The following is a 17,831-nucleotide window of genomic DNA, read 5'->3' as shown; positions in this document are numbered from 1 at the left end:
TTAAAGTAATGTCAGTAAAAGGTCGAATTCACTCTTTTGAAACCTGCGGAACCGTTGACGGCCCAGGTATTCGTTTTATCGTCTTTATGCAGGGTTGCTTAATGCGCTGCCAATACTGTCACAACCGTGACACGTGGGACCTGCACGACGGTAAAGAGATCACCGTTGATGAACTTATTCAAGAAGCGACCTCTTATCGTCACTTCATGAGAGCATCCGGTGGTGGCGTGACAGCCTCTGGCGGTGAAGCCATGATGCAACCGGAATTTGTCCGTGACTTTTTCCGTGCCGCACAGGCAGAAGGGATCCATACCTGCCTAGATACCAACGGTTATATCCGTAAGCACACTGACGTGGTTGATGAAGTGTTGGATGCCTCTGATCTGGTTATGCTTGATTTGAAGCAAATGGATGACAGCATTCACCAAAATCTCGTGGGCGTGCCAAACAAGCGTGTACTGGATTTTGCTCGTTACCTGCACCAACGTGGTCAGAAAACCTGGATCCGCTACGTGGTTGTTCCTGGCTTTACCGATGATGAGCGTTCTGCGCACCTCTTGGGGGAGTTCATCAAAGACATGGACAACATTGAAAAAGTGGAACTACTGCCTTACCACCAACTTGGCGAGCACAAGTGGGAAGCCATGGGGTTTGACTACCAACTGACTGGGGTTAAGCCACCTTCAAAAGAAGTGATGGAAAATGTCCAAGCTATCATCAGTAGTTATACCTCGGCGCGAGTGATTTTCTAAATCGTTTACGCACAAAAAAGGAGAGCCGAGGCTCTCCTTTTTTATTGTCTCAATCCCCGAACACCATGAATAATCGGTGTTTATGCCACCGAACTCGGTGATATCCCCAGTCACAGACACAAAGCAACTCAGTATTACTCATCAGCAAGATGAGAAATTTCAAGATCAGTCATCATAAAAACTGATAAGAAAAACCACCTATACCTTTGTCACAACACCCGCAATACGCAGAAAAAAGCGCCAGTTATGTAGTAAAATTACTATAAAATGGAAGAAATACGGTAAACAGGTGGCAACAATGTCATTAAATCCGCGCAATAATCCGCCGATACGCACTGTGTTTTCTATCATTTTGACTATATCTAGGCATCAAAAATAATGATGAGATTACATTTCCATCTTTTTATCTTTGATCATACGAACCGCCTCACGACGAATGCAATCTCGCAGCGGGTTATCAATCGAATCCGCACGCCAAATGAACGACAACGTACGTTGCATATTCAGCTCTGGCACATTCAATGCGACCAGTTCACCGCGCTCAATATGTTTGACCACATCCAAAAATGGCAGACAGCTTAGATAAGGACCATTCATCACCAAGGTTCTAAGTACCGGAATTTGTTCATATTCACGCCATACATCGAGATCTTCAATGACCCCGTGCAGTGCACTTTCAAAACTTTGACGGGTACCGGCCCCCAGTTCACGCAACACCCATTTGGCTTGCTCTAACTGTGCAAAACTGACTTTTTCAAGCTTAGCGTACGGATGATGCTTTGACGCAATAATGACCAAATGGTCGTGACACCACACTTCTTGCTCTAGGCGGCTATCATCACAGCGCCCTTCAATGATACCGAGATCAGATTCAAAACATCTAACCCGATCAATCACTTTCTGTGCATTTTTCACTGTCAGCTGAATACGCAATTCTGGGAAGTCCTTATCAATAATACTGATAAGCTCGGGTAATAAGTGCTCAGCCGCCGTCTGGCTTGCTGCCACATTAATTTCCCCACTCACCAAGTGCTGATCATAGAACCCCAGCTCTATCTGCTGCGCATCAAAAATCAATTGTTTCGCTCGAGGACGCAACCATGCCCCCCAATATGTCAAGGCCATCTGCTTGCCTTGACGTTCAAACAATGGCCGTCCTAACAGCTTTTCCAGCTGAGACAAGGCCATACTGGCTGCTGACTGCGTTAATGCTAGGTTTTCCGCGGCCTTACTGACACTGCGTGTACTAGCAACCTCCTCAAAAACAGCCAGTTGCTTGAGCGAATAACGCATAAAAATACTCCCTTAATAACACGTAATAATGCTTGCCCCTCATAGTATCAAGTTAAGTGATGAGGGTTAAAATATTAATCAATTTTACTCAATGATTTATTTGAACATATTCTGTGGGTGTTCACTCAACACAACAAGGAGGAAACGTGACACAACGCAACCCATTATGTTCAACCCATTCCGGTGTCATCATCGGTCAACGACAAGGAGGCTATTGCGATGGCCGCGGAAGCACCAACATCCAGTAGCAGTAATTTCACCCCCAAAGAGATGATGAAACAGGCGGAATACTACGCCATTGGCAAAGCGTCTAAACCGACGCGAACCACCGTGGCGCTTGCGGTCACCGCTGGTGTTTTCATCGGGTTGGCTTTTGTGTTCTACCTCACCGTCACCACCGGTAATACGGCGATGAACTGGGGGGTAAACCGCATGCTCGGCGGCTTGGCTTTCAGCTTGGGGCTGATCCTTGTGGTGATTTGTGGTGGTGAGCTATTCACCAGTACGGTGTTGTCATCCATTGCCCGTGCCAATCATCACATCAGCACCGGCAAAATGCTGGCGACATGGGGCAAGGTGTACCTGGGCAACTTCATCGGGGCCATGTTGCTACTGATGTTGGTGACCATGGCCGGTTTGTACCAGCTAGATGGCGGTCAGTGGGGCTTGAATGCACTGAACGTGGCGCAGCACAAACTGCACCACCAGCCAGCCGAAGCCTTTGCGCTTGGGGTGTTATGTAACCTGTTAGTGTGTCTTGCGGTTTGGATGACGTTTTGTTCAACCAACATGATGACCAAAATGGCCATGATGATTCTGCCTGTGGCGATGTTCGTCAGCACCGGTTTTGAACACAGTGTCGCTAACATGTTCATGGTACCGCTGGGGATCACCATTCAGCATTTTGCACCAGAGAGCTTTTGGCTAAACCTTGGGGTATCACCAGAGCAGTACGCTGACCTCAATATTCACAACTTTATTTTCGCCAACCTTATTCCCGTTACGCTGGGCAATATTGTCGGCGGTGGTGTACTGGTCGGACTGACTTACTGGGCTATTTTCAGCTCACCGAAGGAACAACCGATAGCGGCAACATTGATCACGCCTGATTTTTCACAGTCAAACGTATTAAAAATGGACATTACTATGATGCAAGAAAACTTACTCGTAAATGATCATATGCGCCCGGCAACGGTCACTTTGCTACCGACGATGCCTATCGCCGCGGCACTGGACACACTACTGAATGAAAACCTTTCAGGTGCACCGGTTCTGACTAGCGATCAACGTTTGGTTGGCTTCTTCTCTGTGCATGATGTCTTGGTTGACCTGTGGTGTAAGGATTACATCCCAGATGCTGAAGGCAAAGTGCAAGACGTGATGAAACACGAAATTCAAACGGTGAGCCCTGAGAACTCTATCTTGGAAATCGCCGAATACATGAGCATTGATAAAAATGTTCTGTACCCCGTATCAAGCGGCGGTATTGCAACCACACTGACGACACTGTCGCTTAGCGAACGTGCCCGTACTATGGTTGTGAACCGTCCACATATCTTCCCGGTAGTTAAGGATGACCACCTCGTCGGCATTATTACCCGCCAGGAGATTGTACAGGCACTACGTCCTGTATATGGCAACATCGTGTCGGTTAGCGAGATCACAGCAACAACAGCACACGCTGAAATTGCTTAATCCGTTCGACAAAAAAATAATTCTTTAAGTCATAGCCTACCCAGTGCTCGGGTAGGCTATTTTTCTTTCTCCATCAAATCATTACCTTCCTCGCCCACCATCAAATCAAAATAACCACACTTATATCGGAAATTATCTATATAGACGTGATAAAATTATGGTATAAAGCCAACGCAAACGTTTGCGCTCCTGTTTGTAAACAGCTCGCAAACTATCTCCTGCCATCTATGCGAGGTTATGGGCGCCCCATGAAAAGTGATATTGAAATTTGTCGTGAGACGATTCTCACCCCTATTGATCAGATCGCGCAGCACGCCGGTATTCATGCTGAAGATCTAACCCCTCAAGGCACCCTAAAAGCCAAAGTTAAACCCTCTATCCTAAAGCGCCTTGCCGATCAGCCTGAAGGCAAATTGGTGGTTGTGACGGCGATCACCCCAACCCCATTGGGTGAAGGGAAAACCGTGACCACCATTGGTCTGGCTCAAGGGCTGGCCAAGCTGAACAAAAAGGTCATGGCCTGTATTCGTCAGCCGTCCATGGGGCCGGTGTTTGGGGTAAAAGGCGGAGCAGCCGGTGGCGGTTACAGCCAAGTCGCCCCGATGGAAAAACTCAACCTGCACTTAACCGGTGATATTCATGCGGTCACGGCAGCACATAACTTGGCGTCAGCGGCACTCGATGCCCGCCTCTATCATGAAGAGCGCTTGGGTTATGACGCCTTCAGTGCCCAAACCGGTATGCCAGCTCTGCGCATCGACATCAACCGCATTGTGTGGCGACGCGTGATGGATCATAACGATCGTGCCTTACGCATGATCACCATAGGCAAAAACGAGCCGGGCAAAAACATCAATGGCATTGAGCGTGAAGACGGCTTTGATATTTCTGCCGCGTCGGAATTGATGGCCATCTTGGCACTGGCGAAAGACTTGGCCGATATGCGCCAGCGTATTGGCCGTATTGTGTTGGCGTACAACATAGATGGCCAACCGGTTACCGCAGAAGATCTGCAAGTCGCAGGCGCTATGGCCGTCACTATGTGTGAAGCCATTGAACCAACATTGATGCAAACACTCGAAGGCGTGCCGACCCTGATCCATGCCGGCCCGTTTGCCAACATCGCCCACGGTAACTCGTCGATCATTGCTGATCGCATCGCGCTGAAGTTGACTGAGTTTACGATCACAGAAGGCGGATTCGGCTCTGATATGGGCTTTGAAAAAGCCTGTAACATCAAAGCACAACAAGCTGACCGAGGCCCTGACTGTGCCGTCGTGGTGGCCACATTGCGTGGCTTGAAAGCCAACTCAGGTCTATACGACCTGCGTCCGGGCCAAGCCTTACCTGACGCCATTTTCAATACCGATTCTGCCGCACTTGACGCGGGCTTTGCCAACTTGGAATGGCACATCAACAATGCCGCTAAATACGGCGTGCCGGTGGTGGTTGCTATCAACCGCTTCCCACAAGACACCGATGCGGAGTTGGCACACCTGCAGCAGCGTATCACCGAAACGACCTTCTCAACCCGTGTGGAAGTGGCGATCAGTGAAGCCTTTGGTCAAGGCGGTGAAGGGGCAACAGCCTTGGCACAAGCAGTGATCAACGCCTGTGAACAACCGGCACACTTCAAACCGCTGTATACACTGGATCAAACGCTGGAAGAAAAACTGATGACAGTGGCGGAAGTGGGTTACGGTGCGTGTGGGATTGAACTGTCTGATCTGGCGAAACAACAACTGGCAGAACTCAAAGCCCACGGCCACGATAACTTGGCGATTTGCATGGCGAAAACGCCAATGTCTATCAGCCACGATCCAAGCCTGAAAGGCGCACCGACCGATTTCACTGTGCCTGTGCGTGAGTTGAAATTGTGTGCGGGTGCCGGTTTTGTCTATGCCTTGTGTGGCAACGTCATGACCATGCCGGGTTTACCAGAAAAACCCGCGTACCTGTCACTCGATATCGACAGTGACGGCAATATCATCGGTCTGAGCTGATAACGCATCGCCCAATTTTTCTAAAAAATAGCATCTAAAAACAGGTCATAAAAAACGCCAGCAACTTTCGTTGCTGGCGTTTTTCTTTATCTTTCTATCTGTGGTTCTTTTTGTCTTTCGATATCGCGATACCGATGGCAATCACTACCATCAGTACGTTAAGCGAATAAGACCAAGCCCATTAGATCAGGCTAATAAAGATACCGGCAACCGCTGCGTTCAGCAGGTTAGCCAGAATCGCTGCAGTCAGGGTTTTCATACCCATCGTCGCGATGTCGTTACGGCGAGACGGTGCCATCACACCCATACTGCCCAGCAAGATAGCGATAGAACCCAAGTTCGCAAAACCACACAGTGAGAACGCCATGATCGCTTCAACACGCGGCTCAAGCGCACCACTTGCAATCATCGGTGCTAACTGAGAGAACGCCACAAATTCGTTCACGGTTGTTTTAGTACCGAACAACACCGCCATTTGCTGTGCTGAATCGAAATCCCACACACCGGCAATGTAAGCCAACGGCAGGAACAGGTAACCGAAGATCATATCCAAGCTCAGAGATGGCATACCCACCCACTGACCAATACCTGCCAACATACCGTTAATCAATGCAATCAGACCCACGAAGGCCAATAGCATCGCACCGATGTTCATGGCCACCATCATACCTTGTGACGCACCTTGTGCTGCGGCATCAATCGCGTTAGCCGGTTTCTCTTCATCACCCGCAGAATTGTCTGCCGTATCATCCACCACTTCGGTTTCAGGAATGATCAGTTTCGCCATCAATAGGCCAGCAGGTGCAGCCATGAAAGAAGCCGCCAGTAGGTAATGCAGAGGAATACCCATTTGTGCGTAGCCTACCAGTACAGAACCGGCAACCGATGCCATACCACCGACCATCACCGCGAAGAACTGAGAGCGAGTCATCGATTTCAGGTAAGGACGGATCGTCAACGGTGCTTCAGAAATGCCCAAAAAAATGTTGGCCGTTGCTGAAATCGATTCTGGACGGCTTGTGCCCAATGCGTAAGACAACGCACGGCCCAACGTGTTAACGATGAACTGCATCACGCCGAAGTAGTACAGCACCGACACCAACGCAGAGAAGAAGACAACAACAGGCAAAACGCGCAGGGCAAAAACAAAACCGCCGCCACCAAACAGGGCAAACATTTTGTCAGAGACAAGGCCACCAAAGAGGAAGCTAATACCATGGTTACTGTAGTTAATGACGTCTTGCACGACATTCGAGAATCCCGCAAGGGCTTCACGACCTACCGTACTGTAAAGCACGATAGCGGCAAAAGTGACTTGGATAGCCAACGCACCCAGAACGGTACGCCAGTTAATACGAGAACGCTGTTCAGACAACAGGTAAGCAAGGCCGATCAGTATCACAACACCGATCACACCGGATAATACGTGCATAGTTTACTCTTTTAATACAAAGTGCTGTACGTGCTCGTTCACCACGAGACGCGCTCAACAATTCGTCCATACCGTCCGGCACCCAAGAGAAGCTACGCAAAAGCAAGGAATGGGCTTTACGCGATTCAAAGTGCCAGGGATACAAACCTGTGGTACACCTCTGCCAGCAAGAAGTCACCTTCTAGACCAACACCAAATGCACTCGTTTTCCCTCTGCTTTGAATCCTTGCCATCCTGGCGGCGTTTTTCGTATTAATAAAGAAAACGGGGATTCCCACGCAATATGCGAGTGGGCACGCCAATAGCGTGCAATAAAAGCGCGCAAAGGGTAGGAATTTTCCCTTTTAACTGCAAGGTTTTTTGCTAAAAGATCCGCAATTAGGCACCGGATGCACAGAACACCAGCAAACTAATCACGATAAACTGACGTACCGTTTACTTATTTCATCAAATAGTCGTTATCATGAAAACTTCTCACCCATTCCGGCTTGTAAACCACCAGCAAAGTGATCGCCATGCCATTCAGTAATGCCTCTGGGAAAAGCAGCAGCGGTAACAGCAACAGGTAATTGTCGACAATGTACGCCCACGAGTAACCCCCCATTAACCACATCGCCCCGCCCGTCGCCAGTTGGTGCACCACCATCGTCAGGGCACCATTAAAAAACGCAGCGACAAAAAGATAGATAAACAGATGATGCGGCAGGTAGCGATAGGTGAGTTGAAAGACCATAAAGCTCGACAACGCAGGCAACAACACCGTCAGCACCCCGTAAATGCCAGCGTCTGCAACCGGTAATAACCCCATCGCCATCATCAAAGCCATCGGCCCTAATCCCACCCAGCAGGCAATGCGCCAACCATGACAGAGCACCAATACCGTCATGGCCAAGAAATGCACTTGCAACCCATCGCTCAATCCCGCTTCGAGTTGCCACAGCACAAAGATCCCCACCACACTGGCCAGTACCCAATGCTGATACGCTTTCTCGCGCCGAAATTTAGGCCAGAACTCACGGGGAAAGCCCCACGCCAGCACGCCCAACCACCCAATCCAACCGATCATTTGCCATCCAGACATCACACATCCCGCCTCATGTGTTATTAACCCATCCCCCATGTGCTTCAGGGTAGTCATCCTTCCCTTTTCACGCCCAAAATCCCTGTAATAATTAAGAGAGTCTCAGGGCAAGCCCCTAAGCAGACTGACTTCTTCATCACAACGTCATGGGATTGCTGATTTTTAACAAAAAAGAGGGGCAAGCCGTTATCAGATCAATTTTTTTTACCCCTAACCTGATAATCTCAATACCAGCTCAATAGCAAATATAAAGGCCTATCATTATGGAAATGACCAACGCACAACGTCTGATTCTTTCAAACCAGTACTACTTAATGGCTCAGATGGATCCTGAAAACGCAGCAAAATATCAACGCCTTCAAACCATTGTCGAGCGTGGCTATGGCCTGCAAATGCGCGCAATGAGTAAAGACTTCGGCGATCTGCCAGAGCAAGAATGTCGCCAAGTGATCGACTTCATGGAGATGTATCACGCGCTGCAAGAGTCCTACAACATGCTGTCAGAAGAAAACCAAAAGCATGTTGATCACCGTCGACTACAATTCCACGGCTTTGACGCCGCAACAGAAGCACAACTGGTTCACTACGTGCGCTTCCTGACCGCAGAAGAAGGCCTGTACCCGCAGTTTGAACGCTCCGAGCACCACTTCAACAGCCAAGTGCCTATGCACAGCAAATACCAGCGTATGCTGCAAACGTGGCGCAACTGCCCACGTCAGTACCACTTGTCAGCGTCGGAAATTCAGCAAATCCAAAACGCTTAAAACGCATATTTTTATCCACAGCTGGCCTTCATGGGTCAGCTGCTGGCCTACCCTTTATTTTTCTTTTCTTTAAAACCATTCACTTATATCATTTCCCCCCGCACCATAAGTGTGATCTCCATCCAGCAAAGCGGCCATCATGAGTCAAAAACAACTCAGCCCTACGATGAGATCAAAAAAAAGCGCTAACGTCCTAATAAATCAACGTAATGCCGCTAACTTTCGCTATTAAGATCGCGTATTTACTAGTATATAGAACCCTTATTCCTGATTGGCCACTTTTGATATGACGAGATTGCTTCTTGCTGTAGCGCTATTATTTTCAGCATCCTGCTGGGCCAAGCCGACCAATCAGCTCGTTGTATTAACCACGTTTCACCTTGAAGCGATTCAGCCGATCCTCGAATCCTTCAAAAAACACCACCCGAAGATGACGTTCACCATCTTGCACCGACGCGAAACCTCGGGGCTGCGGTTGCTGCAACAAGCCGACCACGATATTGATGTGGTGATCTCCTCTTCCCTGTCGCTGTATGCCACCCTCAGCGAACAAAAACGCTTAGTGCCGCTCAATGAGCTCAATTACGATTCGGCGTTTCAGCAGCAGCAATTTATGCAGCAAACCCTGAAAAATGTCGCCGTCTTTGGTTATTCCGGTTACGGCATCATGTGGAATAACGATTACCTCAAAATGCATGACTTACCGCCACCTGACAGCTGGGAAAGCCTGACGGAGCCGCACTATTTTCGCCATTTGGTGATGAGCAGCCCTGCCCGCTCCGGCACCACGCATATCATGGTTGAAAACATCCTTCAGCAGTATGGCTGGAAAAAAGGCTGGAAAATCTTACTGCAGATCGGCGGTAACTTGTCATCAGTGTCTGCCCGCAGTTATGGCGTCAGTGACACCATTGCCCGTGGGCTGGCAGGCATTGGTCCGATCATCGACAGCTACGCGTATAGCCGACAGAAAACCTTCCCGTTCATTGATTTTAAATACCAAGCCAACAGCCCGCTATTACCGAGCTATGCGGCGGCCGTTGAGAATATTCATCCGTCACCTTACAGTGTGGCGTTTATTCAGTTTTTACTCTCTGATGAGATCCAACAAGACTTGTCCAGTAGCACCATGAACAAGTACGCCTTGAATCAAGCAATGTCTCAACCGTTTGACGTGATCCCCATCAATCAGTTTTTGATGCAACAACGTGCAGCATTGGTCAAGCAACTGTTTGAGCAGACCATTAACCAGCAGTTGATCCGCCTGAATCAGGCTTGGCAGTTGATCCATGAGATCAAAAAACTGCCGCACTTATCACAAGCTGAGCAGCGTCAGTTTAATCTTGCCCTTAAGTTAGCCTCAACCCCGCCGATATCAGAAACCCAAGCCAAAGATCCGCTGTTACGGGAAGCGATCAGCTTGACGAGAACTGACTTTGACACCATGAAGTACACCAATCAATGGCGTCTGCTCATGTCAGAACAACTGGATCAAGCGATTGCCATTTGCGAACGCTTGCTCGATGCCCATGAACGCAGGAGGCGGCCGTAATGCAAAAACGCAATACCATCGGCAACCGCCTGATCGCCTCAATTGCCTTCATGGCGTTTTTGACTATCAGTGTCAGTGTTATCGCCATCGTGAACTGGGAAAGTTTGGATGATCAAATCCAAACCATGGTGGAAAAAAACATGCCCACGCTGCGGGCCAGTTACCTGCTGGAACGTAACACTGCCGGCTTGCAGGCAGCACTGCACTTACTGAGCAGCAACACCGATCCGGTCATGCACGCGGATCTGCGCCAAGACATCAATGACAAGCTGACACAGATCAACACATCCATCGAGCAAACGGAAAAGTTGCGTTTTCACCCCGCGATCAAAACCGAGCTGGATACGCTCGGCAGCAACATCAAGATGTACAGTGATTTGCTCTATCAGCGTAACACGCACCTGTTCGTGCTGGCGCAGACAGAAAACAACATTAAATGGCTGCATCAAGATTTGATTGATGAGTTAACGCCCATCCGCCAAGAAGTGGAGTGGCAGCTCACCCGTATGCTGCCTAACGCCCTCATTTCCAGCACCGTCAATGAAGTGATGACCGAGTTTTCACTGCTTCAGGCCATCACGGTGAAAGAAAACGAATTGCACCAGCTTGTACAGGAAATTGTTCGTCAGCGTAAAGACCGCGATATTCATAACGCGTTCTATTTCATCGGCTACAAAACCGAAGAAGTCAGCAAGATGAGCCAAAACCTGAGCCATTACACCTCAACGGCCTCTTACCGACAGTTGCTACAAGAGCTGATCACCTTGGTCGAGCCCGGCGGCGTACTGGAAGATCAACTGGTGTTGGATAACGAACTGCAACGCCGCATTGGGCTGTACCAAGATAAAATCCAAACACAGCTGAGCTACCAAGAAGCCCTGATCCAATCGTTGGTGGAAGAAGAAGACACCTCTCTGAATGCCCTGAATGATAAAACCCGTGAGGCGATTATCATCAGTAACTTCATCTTGTTTGGCATGATGATCGTGACCCTGTTTTTGTCGGTCATGCTGTCGATTTATTTGGTGGGTCAAGGCATCGTCAAACGCCTGAACATGCTGTCACAAGACTTGTATGCGGTGGCCAATAACCAACACAACGCCACCATACAGGTGACGGGTAACGATGAAATCGGCTTGCTGGGTGACAACCTGCGCCACTTCTGCCGTCAGATGCAGGAAATGCAGCAGAGTAACGCCCTGAACCTGATCAACAACACACAGGCCAGTATCATCACGTGTGATCTGGAAGGGAACATTGAGTCGGTCAACCCCAGCGCGCAGACGCTGTTTGATGGCGTTGACCGTCCCACCACCAAATCGCTGTGGGAACTGTTCAATGCCGCCATGCAACCGCGTTTGCAATCCCTGTTTAGCCAAAACAGCCCTCTGTTCCACCAGCGAGGCTGTAACCTGACCGTGAAACAGCAAACACTGGATAACAATAATCTGTACCTGCGCTTGGATTTCCGCCTGTTCCAACAAGGCACGCAAGATAAAGTCATTATCACCATGACGGACATTACTGAGCAGGAAAATGCCGCCCGTTGGCTGGAAAAAATGGTGCGGGAAAAAACCCACTCACTCACCGGCCGTAACCGTCAGTTGAAAGCGGAAATTGAAGATCGTAAACGGGTGGAAGCAGACTTGCGCGCCACACAGGATGAATTGATCCAAGCGGCGAAAATGGCGGTGGTCGGCCAGACCATGACCTCACTGGCACACGAGTTGAATCAGCCCTTGTCGGCCATTTCCACCCATGTGTTTACGGCCAAATTGGCGCTGGATAAATCGCGCTTAGAGCAACTGCCCGCCAGCCTAGACAAAATTGATAACTTGGCATCACGCATGGGGCGGATCATTGCCAGCCTGAAGAGCTTCTCGAAGAAGCAATCGGCAGACAGCCCGCTCAGAACCGTGAACATGCAGGACTCATTACAACAAGCGATGATGATTGTCGAAAGCCGCGCCAAGGTGCAAAAGACCACCATCGCCAATCAACTCACCCAGCCCATGCACTGTTTTGCTGACCAAGTGCAGCTAGAGCAAGTGTTGGTTAACTTGCTCGTTAACAGCTGTGATGCTGTCGCCGGGTGTGACAAACGCGAAATTACCATTGAATCACTTCACAGTGAGGCCGGCTATTGCCGCCTGGCTGTAAGCGACAGCGGTCACGGATTTGCCGCTGAAATTATCGAAAAACTGTTTATCCCATTTACCACAACCAAAGAAGTAGGTCTCGGACTCGGCCTGAGTATCTGCCGCTCAATTATGAACCGTCTTGACGGGAATATTTTCCTCGCCTCAAACCTTTATGGCGGTGCAATGGTCGTGTTGGAGTTGAAAAATCATGATAATGAATAACGATATTGAAGTCTTAATTATTGATGATGACCAGGATGTCCTCGAGTCTTATCAACAGCTGCTTGAAATGTCAGGCTACAAAGTACAAGCCATTACCGATCCGACCTTGGCGACCTCGATGCTACACCGTAATTGGCCGGGCGTTGTTGTCACGGACATGTACATGCCGGGCCTTAGCGGTATGGAGCTGCTCGAGCATATTCAAGGTCTGGACCCAGAACTGCCGGTGATCATGATCACCGGTCACGGTGATATTCCCATGGCGGTCGATGCCGTCAAACGCGGTGCCTTAGACTTCCTGCAAAAGCCGTTGCAACCTAAAGAGTTGCTGGCCTTGCTCGACAAGCACTTACCGGTCCGTAAAGAAAAAATCGGTATTCGTACCGCGATGACGCAATCTGCCAGCGAAGTGCTGCTGGGCGAAAGCCCATTGATTGTCAAAATTCGTGAGAAGATCACCCAAATCGCCCTGACCTCAAAAGACGTCTTGGTGGAAGGGGAAAGCGGCTCGGGTCGTCATACCGTGACCAAACTCTTGCACCAGCAAAGTACCCTGAACAAAGGGCCATTTGTGGTGACGCAGGGTACCTCGATTTCTTGTACGGCGGATCTACAACGTGCCATGATTTCAGCGCGCAGCGGAACCTTGAGCCTGAGTCAGCCTCAAGAAATGCCGATTGAAACCCAGCAGTGGCTATGCCGTTTCTTGCTGGAACAAGAGCGCCAGAACAAGAAAGAAGTGCGCGTATTAGCGATCACCGGTGCCAACCCAGAAGCCCTTGTGGAACAAGAAATCTTGTTACCTGAGCTGTTTTACTTCCTCAGCCAAGTCCGCTTCCAGTTGCCACCACTGCGCCAGCGCGTGTGTGATATTACGCCGCTGTTTAAGTATTTCTTGAAGCAAAGCTGCCAAAAACTGCACAAGACCCTACCGTCTATCGATAAGGCGTACATCAATACGCTGAACCGTCACGAATGGACCGGTAACGTGCTGGAACTGAAAAACGTGGCCGAGCTGTACGCGATCGGGATCGTGAAATTAACCGGTCAAGATCGTACCAAGCCACTGGAACACATGAGTAGCCCACTGGATGACTTGGTCGACAGCTACGAAAAACAGGTCATTGAAGATGCGCTGTACCTGTTTGCGGGCCGCATTAATGACGTGTCGAACTACTTGCAGATCCCTCGCAAGAAGCTGTACCTGCGCATGAAAAAGCACAGTCTCGACAAAGCGGAATACAAAGCACGCGGCTAACCCATCTGATGCTTCGTGCTAACGAATAGGTATTATGCCTGCACAAACGCAACGCCAGCCGCTATCGGCTGGCGTTGTTTTCTCTGCTACCTGTCGGTGTGTAATGATCCCGGACAGCACTCAAGACTTAGTATTCGTAACGTAGGCCTAAGAAAAAATAATCATCATCGGCATCCCCACTGTAGCCACCAGATGTGCCGTTTTCACCATCGCGGAACACATAACTCGCGAAGGCGGACGAACGCAGCGTTAGGCGGTATTGCGCTTCTAACGTGGTATCACTCAGCTCTAGGTCATCGCCGCCGCTGTTGTCCAACCACCGGTAGCCCAAACGCAGCACCCAGTAGTCATCCACGTCATACACTGCCGTGACTTCTGTCACCTCGTCTTTACTCTTGACGTTATTGCGTTTCACTTCATCTTCGGAGTAAATCGCCCCAAGAGTTAAGTCACCAATATAATAGCGCCCGCCAATCCCCCAAACGTAATACTCTTCGTCCGACTCATTCTCGTCATACTGGTAAATCGCTACCGGTGCCAGTTTGCCGTTTTCACCTAAATCAAAGGTATAGCGCAAGGCAATGTTGTAGCCGGTTTTGAGATCTGAGGTGTTATTACCGATGATGTAGGCCACCGCCACATCCAAGTAGTCATAACTGTTTTGGTATTGTAGCGTGCCGTCTTGACGAAACACTTGGGTTGCCGTCGGATCCACATCCGCCACTTGACGAGCGATCGCGATGTCAGACGCAGCGAACACATCGACAATATCGGTGAACATGATCAGTCCCGAAGCCACACGACCGCCAGTAAACGTCCCGTAATGGGCCGCATCAATCCCCGCCCACACATAACGCGCCGTTAATTCATCTTCATCATTGAGGTTATTGGCATATTCTGCCGCCCCGATTTGGTATTCGGCCCACCCAATCACCGAGACCCAATCATTCACGGTTTGGGAGCCCCCAAGACCGAGACGGGCATCAAAACGTCCTTCCACATCTTCCGAGGCTTTATCGGTCACATTGAACGCCAAACGGCCATACACATCGATGGTAGAGCCATCTTCCCCCTGATAAATCGTGCCCGCCTGCGCGAAGCCCGCCATCAATAACGCCGGTAGTACCACTGCCTGTACTGCTTTTGTCATGCTCAACTCCTGTTGTACATTTTTGTTATTCTCCCTCGCAAACGAGAAGAAAAATGTCACCACACGACTCCATGCTGTTCATTGTTATAAGTGCACTTATTGAGTAATGCGTGAATAAAGAGCATAGCGCAAGCTCACAAAAGCGAAACATTACCGTTACATTATTGATGTTGTGCTGGACTTTTTTAATGTGCTTCATCGCCACGACGCCGGGTTGCACCTTGCAGGTGACTTGGCCGAGCGATTACAATACGTGATCATCTTATTACTCCGGTGCTCCTTTATGTCTTACCAATGCCCTCTGTGCCATCAGCCCTTGCAGCAACACGCAACAAACTGGCGCTGTGCCAATAACCACCAGTTTGATCAGGCCAAAGAAGGGTATGTCAATCTGATGCCCGCGCATCATAAAAGCTCAAAGAACCCCGGTGATAACAAAGAGATGATGCAAGCGCGCCGTCTGTTTTTGGAAGGCGGTCACTATGATGCCCTGCGCACCACTGTGATTGAAAAGCTGAGCCAGTACCTGCCTGAGAACGCCGAGCAACTGCTCGACATCGGTTGTGGTGAAGGGTATTACACCGCAGCATTGACCGATGCGTTGAAAGTGGAACACCCGAACCTGACGGTACACGGTCTGGATATTTCAAAAGTGGCCGTCCGTTACGCCGCAAAACGCTACCCACAGTGTGATTTTTGCGTCGCATCGAGCCATCGCTTACCGTTTGCCGAGCAATTACTGGATGGCATGGTACGCATCTATGCCCCCTGTAAAGCCGATGAACTGCAACGCACGCTGAAAGCGGGCGGGATCTTGGTCGCCGTCACACCGGCACCGCGTCACCTCTACCAGCTAAAAGCGATGATTTATGATGAAGTGCGTCTGCACGATGTGCCGGTAGAAAGCATTGATGGGTTTGAGCTCGTCGAAGATGCCCAGCTGCACTATGACATGACACTTTCAGGGACTGAAGCAACAGCACTGATGCAGATGACGCCATTTGCATGGAAGACCAGTGATGCCGTGTGGCAGCAGCTGGCGAGCAGCGAGCAGCTGCACTGTGAAGCGGACTTTGCGATCCGCGTGTACCGCCGCTTAGCGTAACCGCCGCTCCATAACGCAAACCTGCATCAGCAACACCCGATAGCCGGCACACTCTGCTGCCGGCATATCCCCCTCCCCGTGCATCACACACCTTCGCTATACTTAAGGTTTGGCTGCTTTATGCCTTTTAATGACGGGAAATCACGATGCGAACATCCGTTTTACTGCTCTGTGCCGGGATCACCTGTGGGCTCGTCGGTTGCAGTGCCTCCCCCACCCCGATTAAAGCCACCGCGACGAAAACCACACCGACACCCCAATCTCAGCCCCTACCGTCGACCTTATACGATTACACGATCCACCCGCCGTCTTCCTCTCAACACGCAGAGGTAAAAACAGAAACCAAGAGTCAAGTTCAGGCTCAATACTGGGATGTCACCACATTAAGCCACGCAGTGAAAGACGCCGATATCGTCCTCGTTGGGGAGTGGCACGGCCACCCCGCCGTGCACCTGTTGCAAGCCCAGTTGCTGGCGGCGCTGTACCACTCTGATCCCAACATCACGGTATCGATGGAGCAATTCAGTCGCGACAAACAGCATGTCATCAATCAATATTTGGCGGGAGAGATCGGCGAGGAAACGCTCATTCGACACGGTAAGGCATGGCCAAATTATCGCAGCGACTACCGCCCCTTGATTGAGTTTGCCAAGCAACACCAGCTGGATGTGATTGCCGCCAATGTCCCGCGTAGCATTGTGCGTTGTGTGGGAAAAATGGGCCCCGACTATCTGGATCGCCTACCACCCATTGAACGAACGTGGGCGGCACAGCGACTCACCCTTGAGAGAGATGCGTACCGTGACGCCTTTGAAACGCTCATGGCTCCTGGGGCAAACGGGGCTCACTCACGAACGCAAACCAACAATCACCTGTTTGCCGCGCAAACCACCTGGGATGACACCATGGCAGAAAGCATGGTTAACCACCTCGCGCAATTTCCTTCGCGGCAGATCCTCCATATCGCGGGGCGTTTTCATGTCACCCAAGGGTTAGGGCTCGCGTCACGGATCGCCGCTCGCAATCCTGCCTTGTCGGTGGTGATGATCACCCCGGTAACCACAGAGACGCCCTTGCCTGACGGCGCGCCTGATTACACCTTTACCGTACAAGCCCTGCCTGTGCGCTACATCAACGAAAAAGAAATGCAGCAAGCCATGGGGCAACGGGTTCACCCCACGTCAATCAATGCGTGTCGGGATAAATAATATCGAGGTACAGGATGTGCGAGATGCGAGATGCGAGATGCGAGATGCGAGAAAATGATAGGTCAAAGGACATTGCCGACAAGGCCCCAGATAGAGAGAACCCCACCGGCGGCCAAGCTTGTGGGGCTCAAAGAGAGAGACAGCTATTATCTCTGAAAACCATTATCGCCATCAC

13 protein-coding genes are annotated in these 17,831 nt (G+C 50.1%); 9 read left to right on the top strand and 4 right to left on the bottom strand.

The window, feature by feature from the left end:
- Positions 1–8 precede the first annotated feature (8 nt).
- Complete coding sequence (gene pflA / locus L4C36_RS10910) at positions 9–752, top strand: pyruvate formate lyase 1-activating protein (protein WP_428477829.1); 744 nt, start codon at positions 9–11, stop codon at positions 750–752.
- Between the two features lie 387 nt (positions 753–1,139).
- On the opposite strand, the gene L4C36_RS10905 is transcribed toward pflA, so the two are convergent.
- On the bottom strand, positions 1,140–2,045 hold the full coding sequence (locus L4C36_RS10905; protein WP_428477828.1) for a LysR substrate-binding domain-containing protein: 906 nt from the start codon (positions 2,043–2,045) through the stop codon (positions 1,140–1,142).
- Between the two features lie 219 nt (positions 2,046–2,264).
- Between L4C36_RS10905 and focA the strand changes: the two genes are divergently transcribed.
- Both focA and L4C36_RS10895 read left to right on the top strand, forming a co-directional pair.
- Complete coding sequence (gene focA / locus L4C36_RS10900) at positions 2,265–3,740, top strand: formate transporter FocA (protein WP_428477827.1); 1,476 nt, start codon at positions 2,265–2,267, stop codon at positions 3,738–3,740.
- A gap of 248 nt (positions 3,741–3,988) precedes the next feature.
- Entirely contained in the window at positions 3,989–5,743 is a 1,755-nt protein-coding gene (locus L4C36_RS10895; protein WP_428477826.1) for a formate--tetrahydrofolate ligase, read from the top strand.
- A 181-nt stretch (positions 5,744–5,924) separates the two neighbouring features.
- Here L4C36_RS10895 and L4C36_RS10890 read toward each other — a convergent pair whose 3' ends face one another.
- Positions 5,925–7,175, bottom strand: coding sequence for a NupC/NupG family nucleoside CNT transporter (locus tag L4C36_RS10890; RefSeq protein WP_428477825.1), 1,251 nt, complete (start codon positions 7,173–7,175; stop codon positions 5,925–5,927).
- Between the two features lie 439 nt (positions 7,176–7,614).
- Positions 7,615–8,256, bottom strand: a complete 642-nt coding sequence (locus L4C36_RS10885; RefSeq protein WP_428477824.1) for a hypothetical protein — start codon at positions 8,254–8,256, stop codon at positions 7,615–7,617.
- Positions 8,257–8,519: 263 nt separating this feature from the next.
- Here L4C36_RS10885 and L4C36_RS10880 point away from each other — a divergent pair, with 263 nt between their 5' ends.
- The 4 genes from L4C36_RS10880 (at position 8,520) to L4C36_RS10865 (ending at position 14,193) form a co-directional block, all read left to right on the top strand.
- Positions 8,520–9,020 (top strand): YfbU family protein, encoded by a 501-nt coding sequence (locus L4C36_RS10880; RefSeq protein WP_428477823.1) that lies wholly within the window; start codon positions 8,520–8,522, stop codon positions 9,018–9,020.
- 286 nt (positions 9,021–9,306) lie between these two features.
- Positions 9,307–10,572, top strand: coding sequence for an ABC transporter substrate-binding protein (locus L4C36_RS10875; protein WP_428477822.1), 1,266 nt, complete (start codon positions 9,307–9,309; stop codon positions 10,570–10,572).
- Positions 10,572–12,935 carry an ATP-binding protein gene (locus L4C36_RS10870; RefSeq protein WP_428477821.1) on the top strand — a complete coding sequence of 788 codons (2,364 nt, stop codon included), beginning with the start codon at positions 10,572–10,574 and terminating at the stop codon, positions 12,933–12,935. The genes L4C36_RS10875 and L4C36_RS10870 overlap by 1 nt, the downstream gene beginning before the upstream one ends.
- Positions 12,922–14,193 carry a sigma-54-dependent transcriptional regulator gene (locus L4C36_RS10865; protein WP_428477820.1) on the top strand — a complete coding sequence of 424 codons (1,272 nt, stop codon included), beginning with the start codon at positions 12,922–12,924 and terminating at the stop codon, positions 14,191–14,193. Before L4C36_RS10870 ends, L4C36_RS10865 begins: the two co-directional genes overlap by 14 nt.
- 127 nt (positions 14,194–14,320) lie before the next feature.
- Here L4C36_RS10865 and L4C36_RS10860 read toward each other — a convergent pair whose 3' ends face one another.
- On the bottom strand, positions 14,321–15,343 hold the full coding sequence (locus tag L4C36_RS10860) for a porin (RefSeq protein WP_428477819.1): 1,023 nt from the start codon (positions 15,341–15,343) through the stop codon (positions 14,321–14,323).
- Positions 15,344–15,626: 283 nt separating this feature from the next.
- Between L4C36_RS10860 and rlmA the strand changes: the two genes are divergently transcribed.
- Positions 15,627–16,448, top strand: coding sequence for a 23S rRNA (guanine(745)-N(1))-methyltransferase (rlmA, locus tag L4C36_RS10855; protein WP_428477818.1), 822 nt, complete (start codon positions 15,627–15,629; stop codon positions 16,446–16,448).
- Positions 16,449–16,594: 146 nt separating this feature from the next.
- The gene (locus L4C36_RS10850; RefSeq protein ID WP_428477817.1) at positions 16,595–17,656 is read left to right on the top strand and encodes a ChaN family lipoprotein; all 1,062 of its coding nucleotides are present in this window, start codon (positions 16,595–16,597) and stop codon (positions 17,654–17,656) included.
- Positions 17,657–17,831 lie beyond the last annotated feature (175 nt).

The organism is Photobacterium japonica (assembly GCF_050337005.1).
Classification (GTDB): domain Bacteria; phylum Pseudomonadota; class Gammaproteobacteria; order Enterobacterales; family Vibrionaceae; genus Photobacterium; species Photobacterium japonica.
Note: the sequence above shows the minus strand (reverse complement) of the source record. Positions and strands in the feature narration are given on the sequence as shown.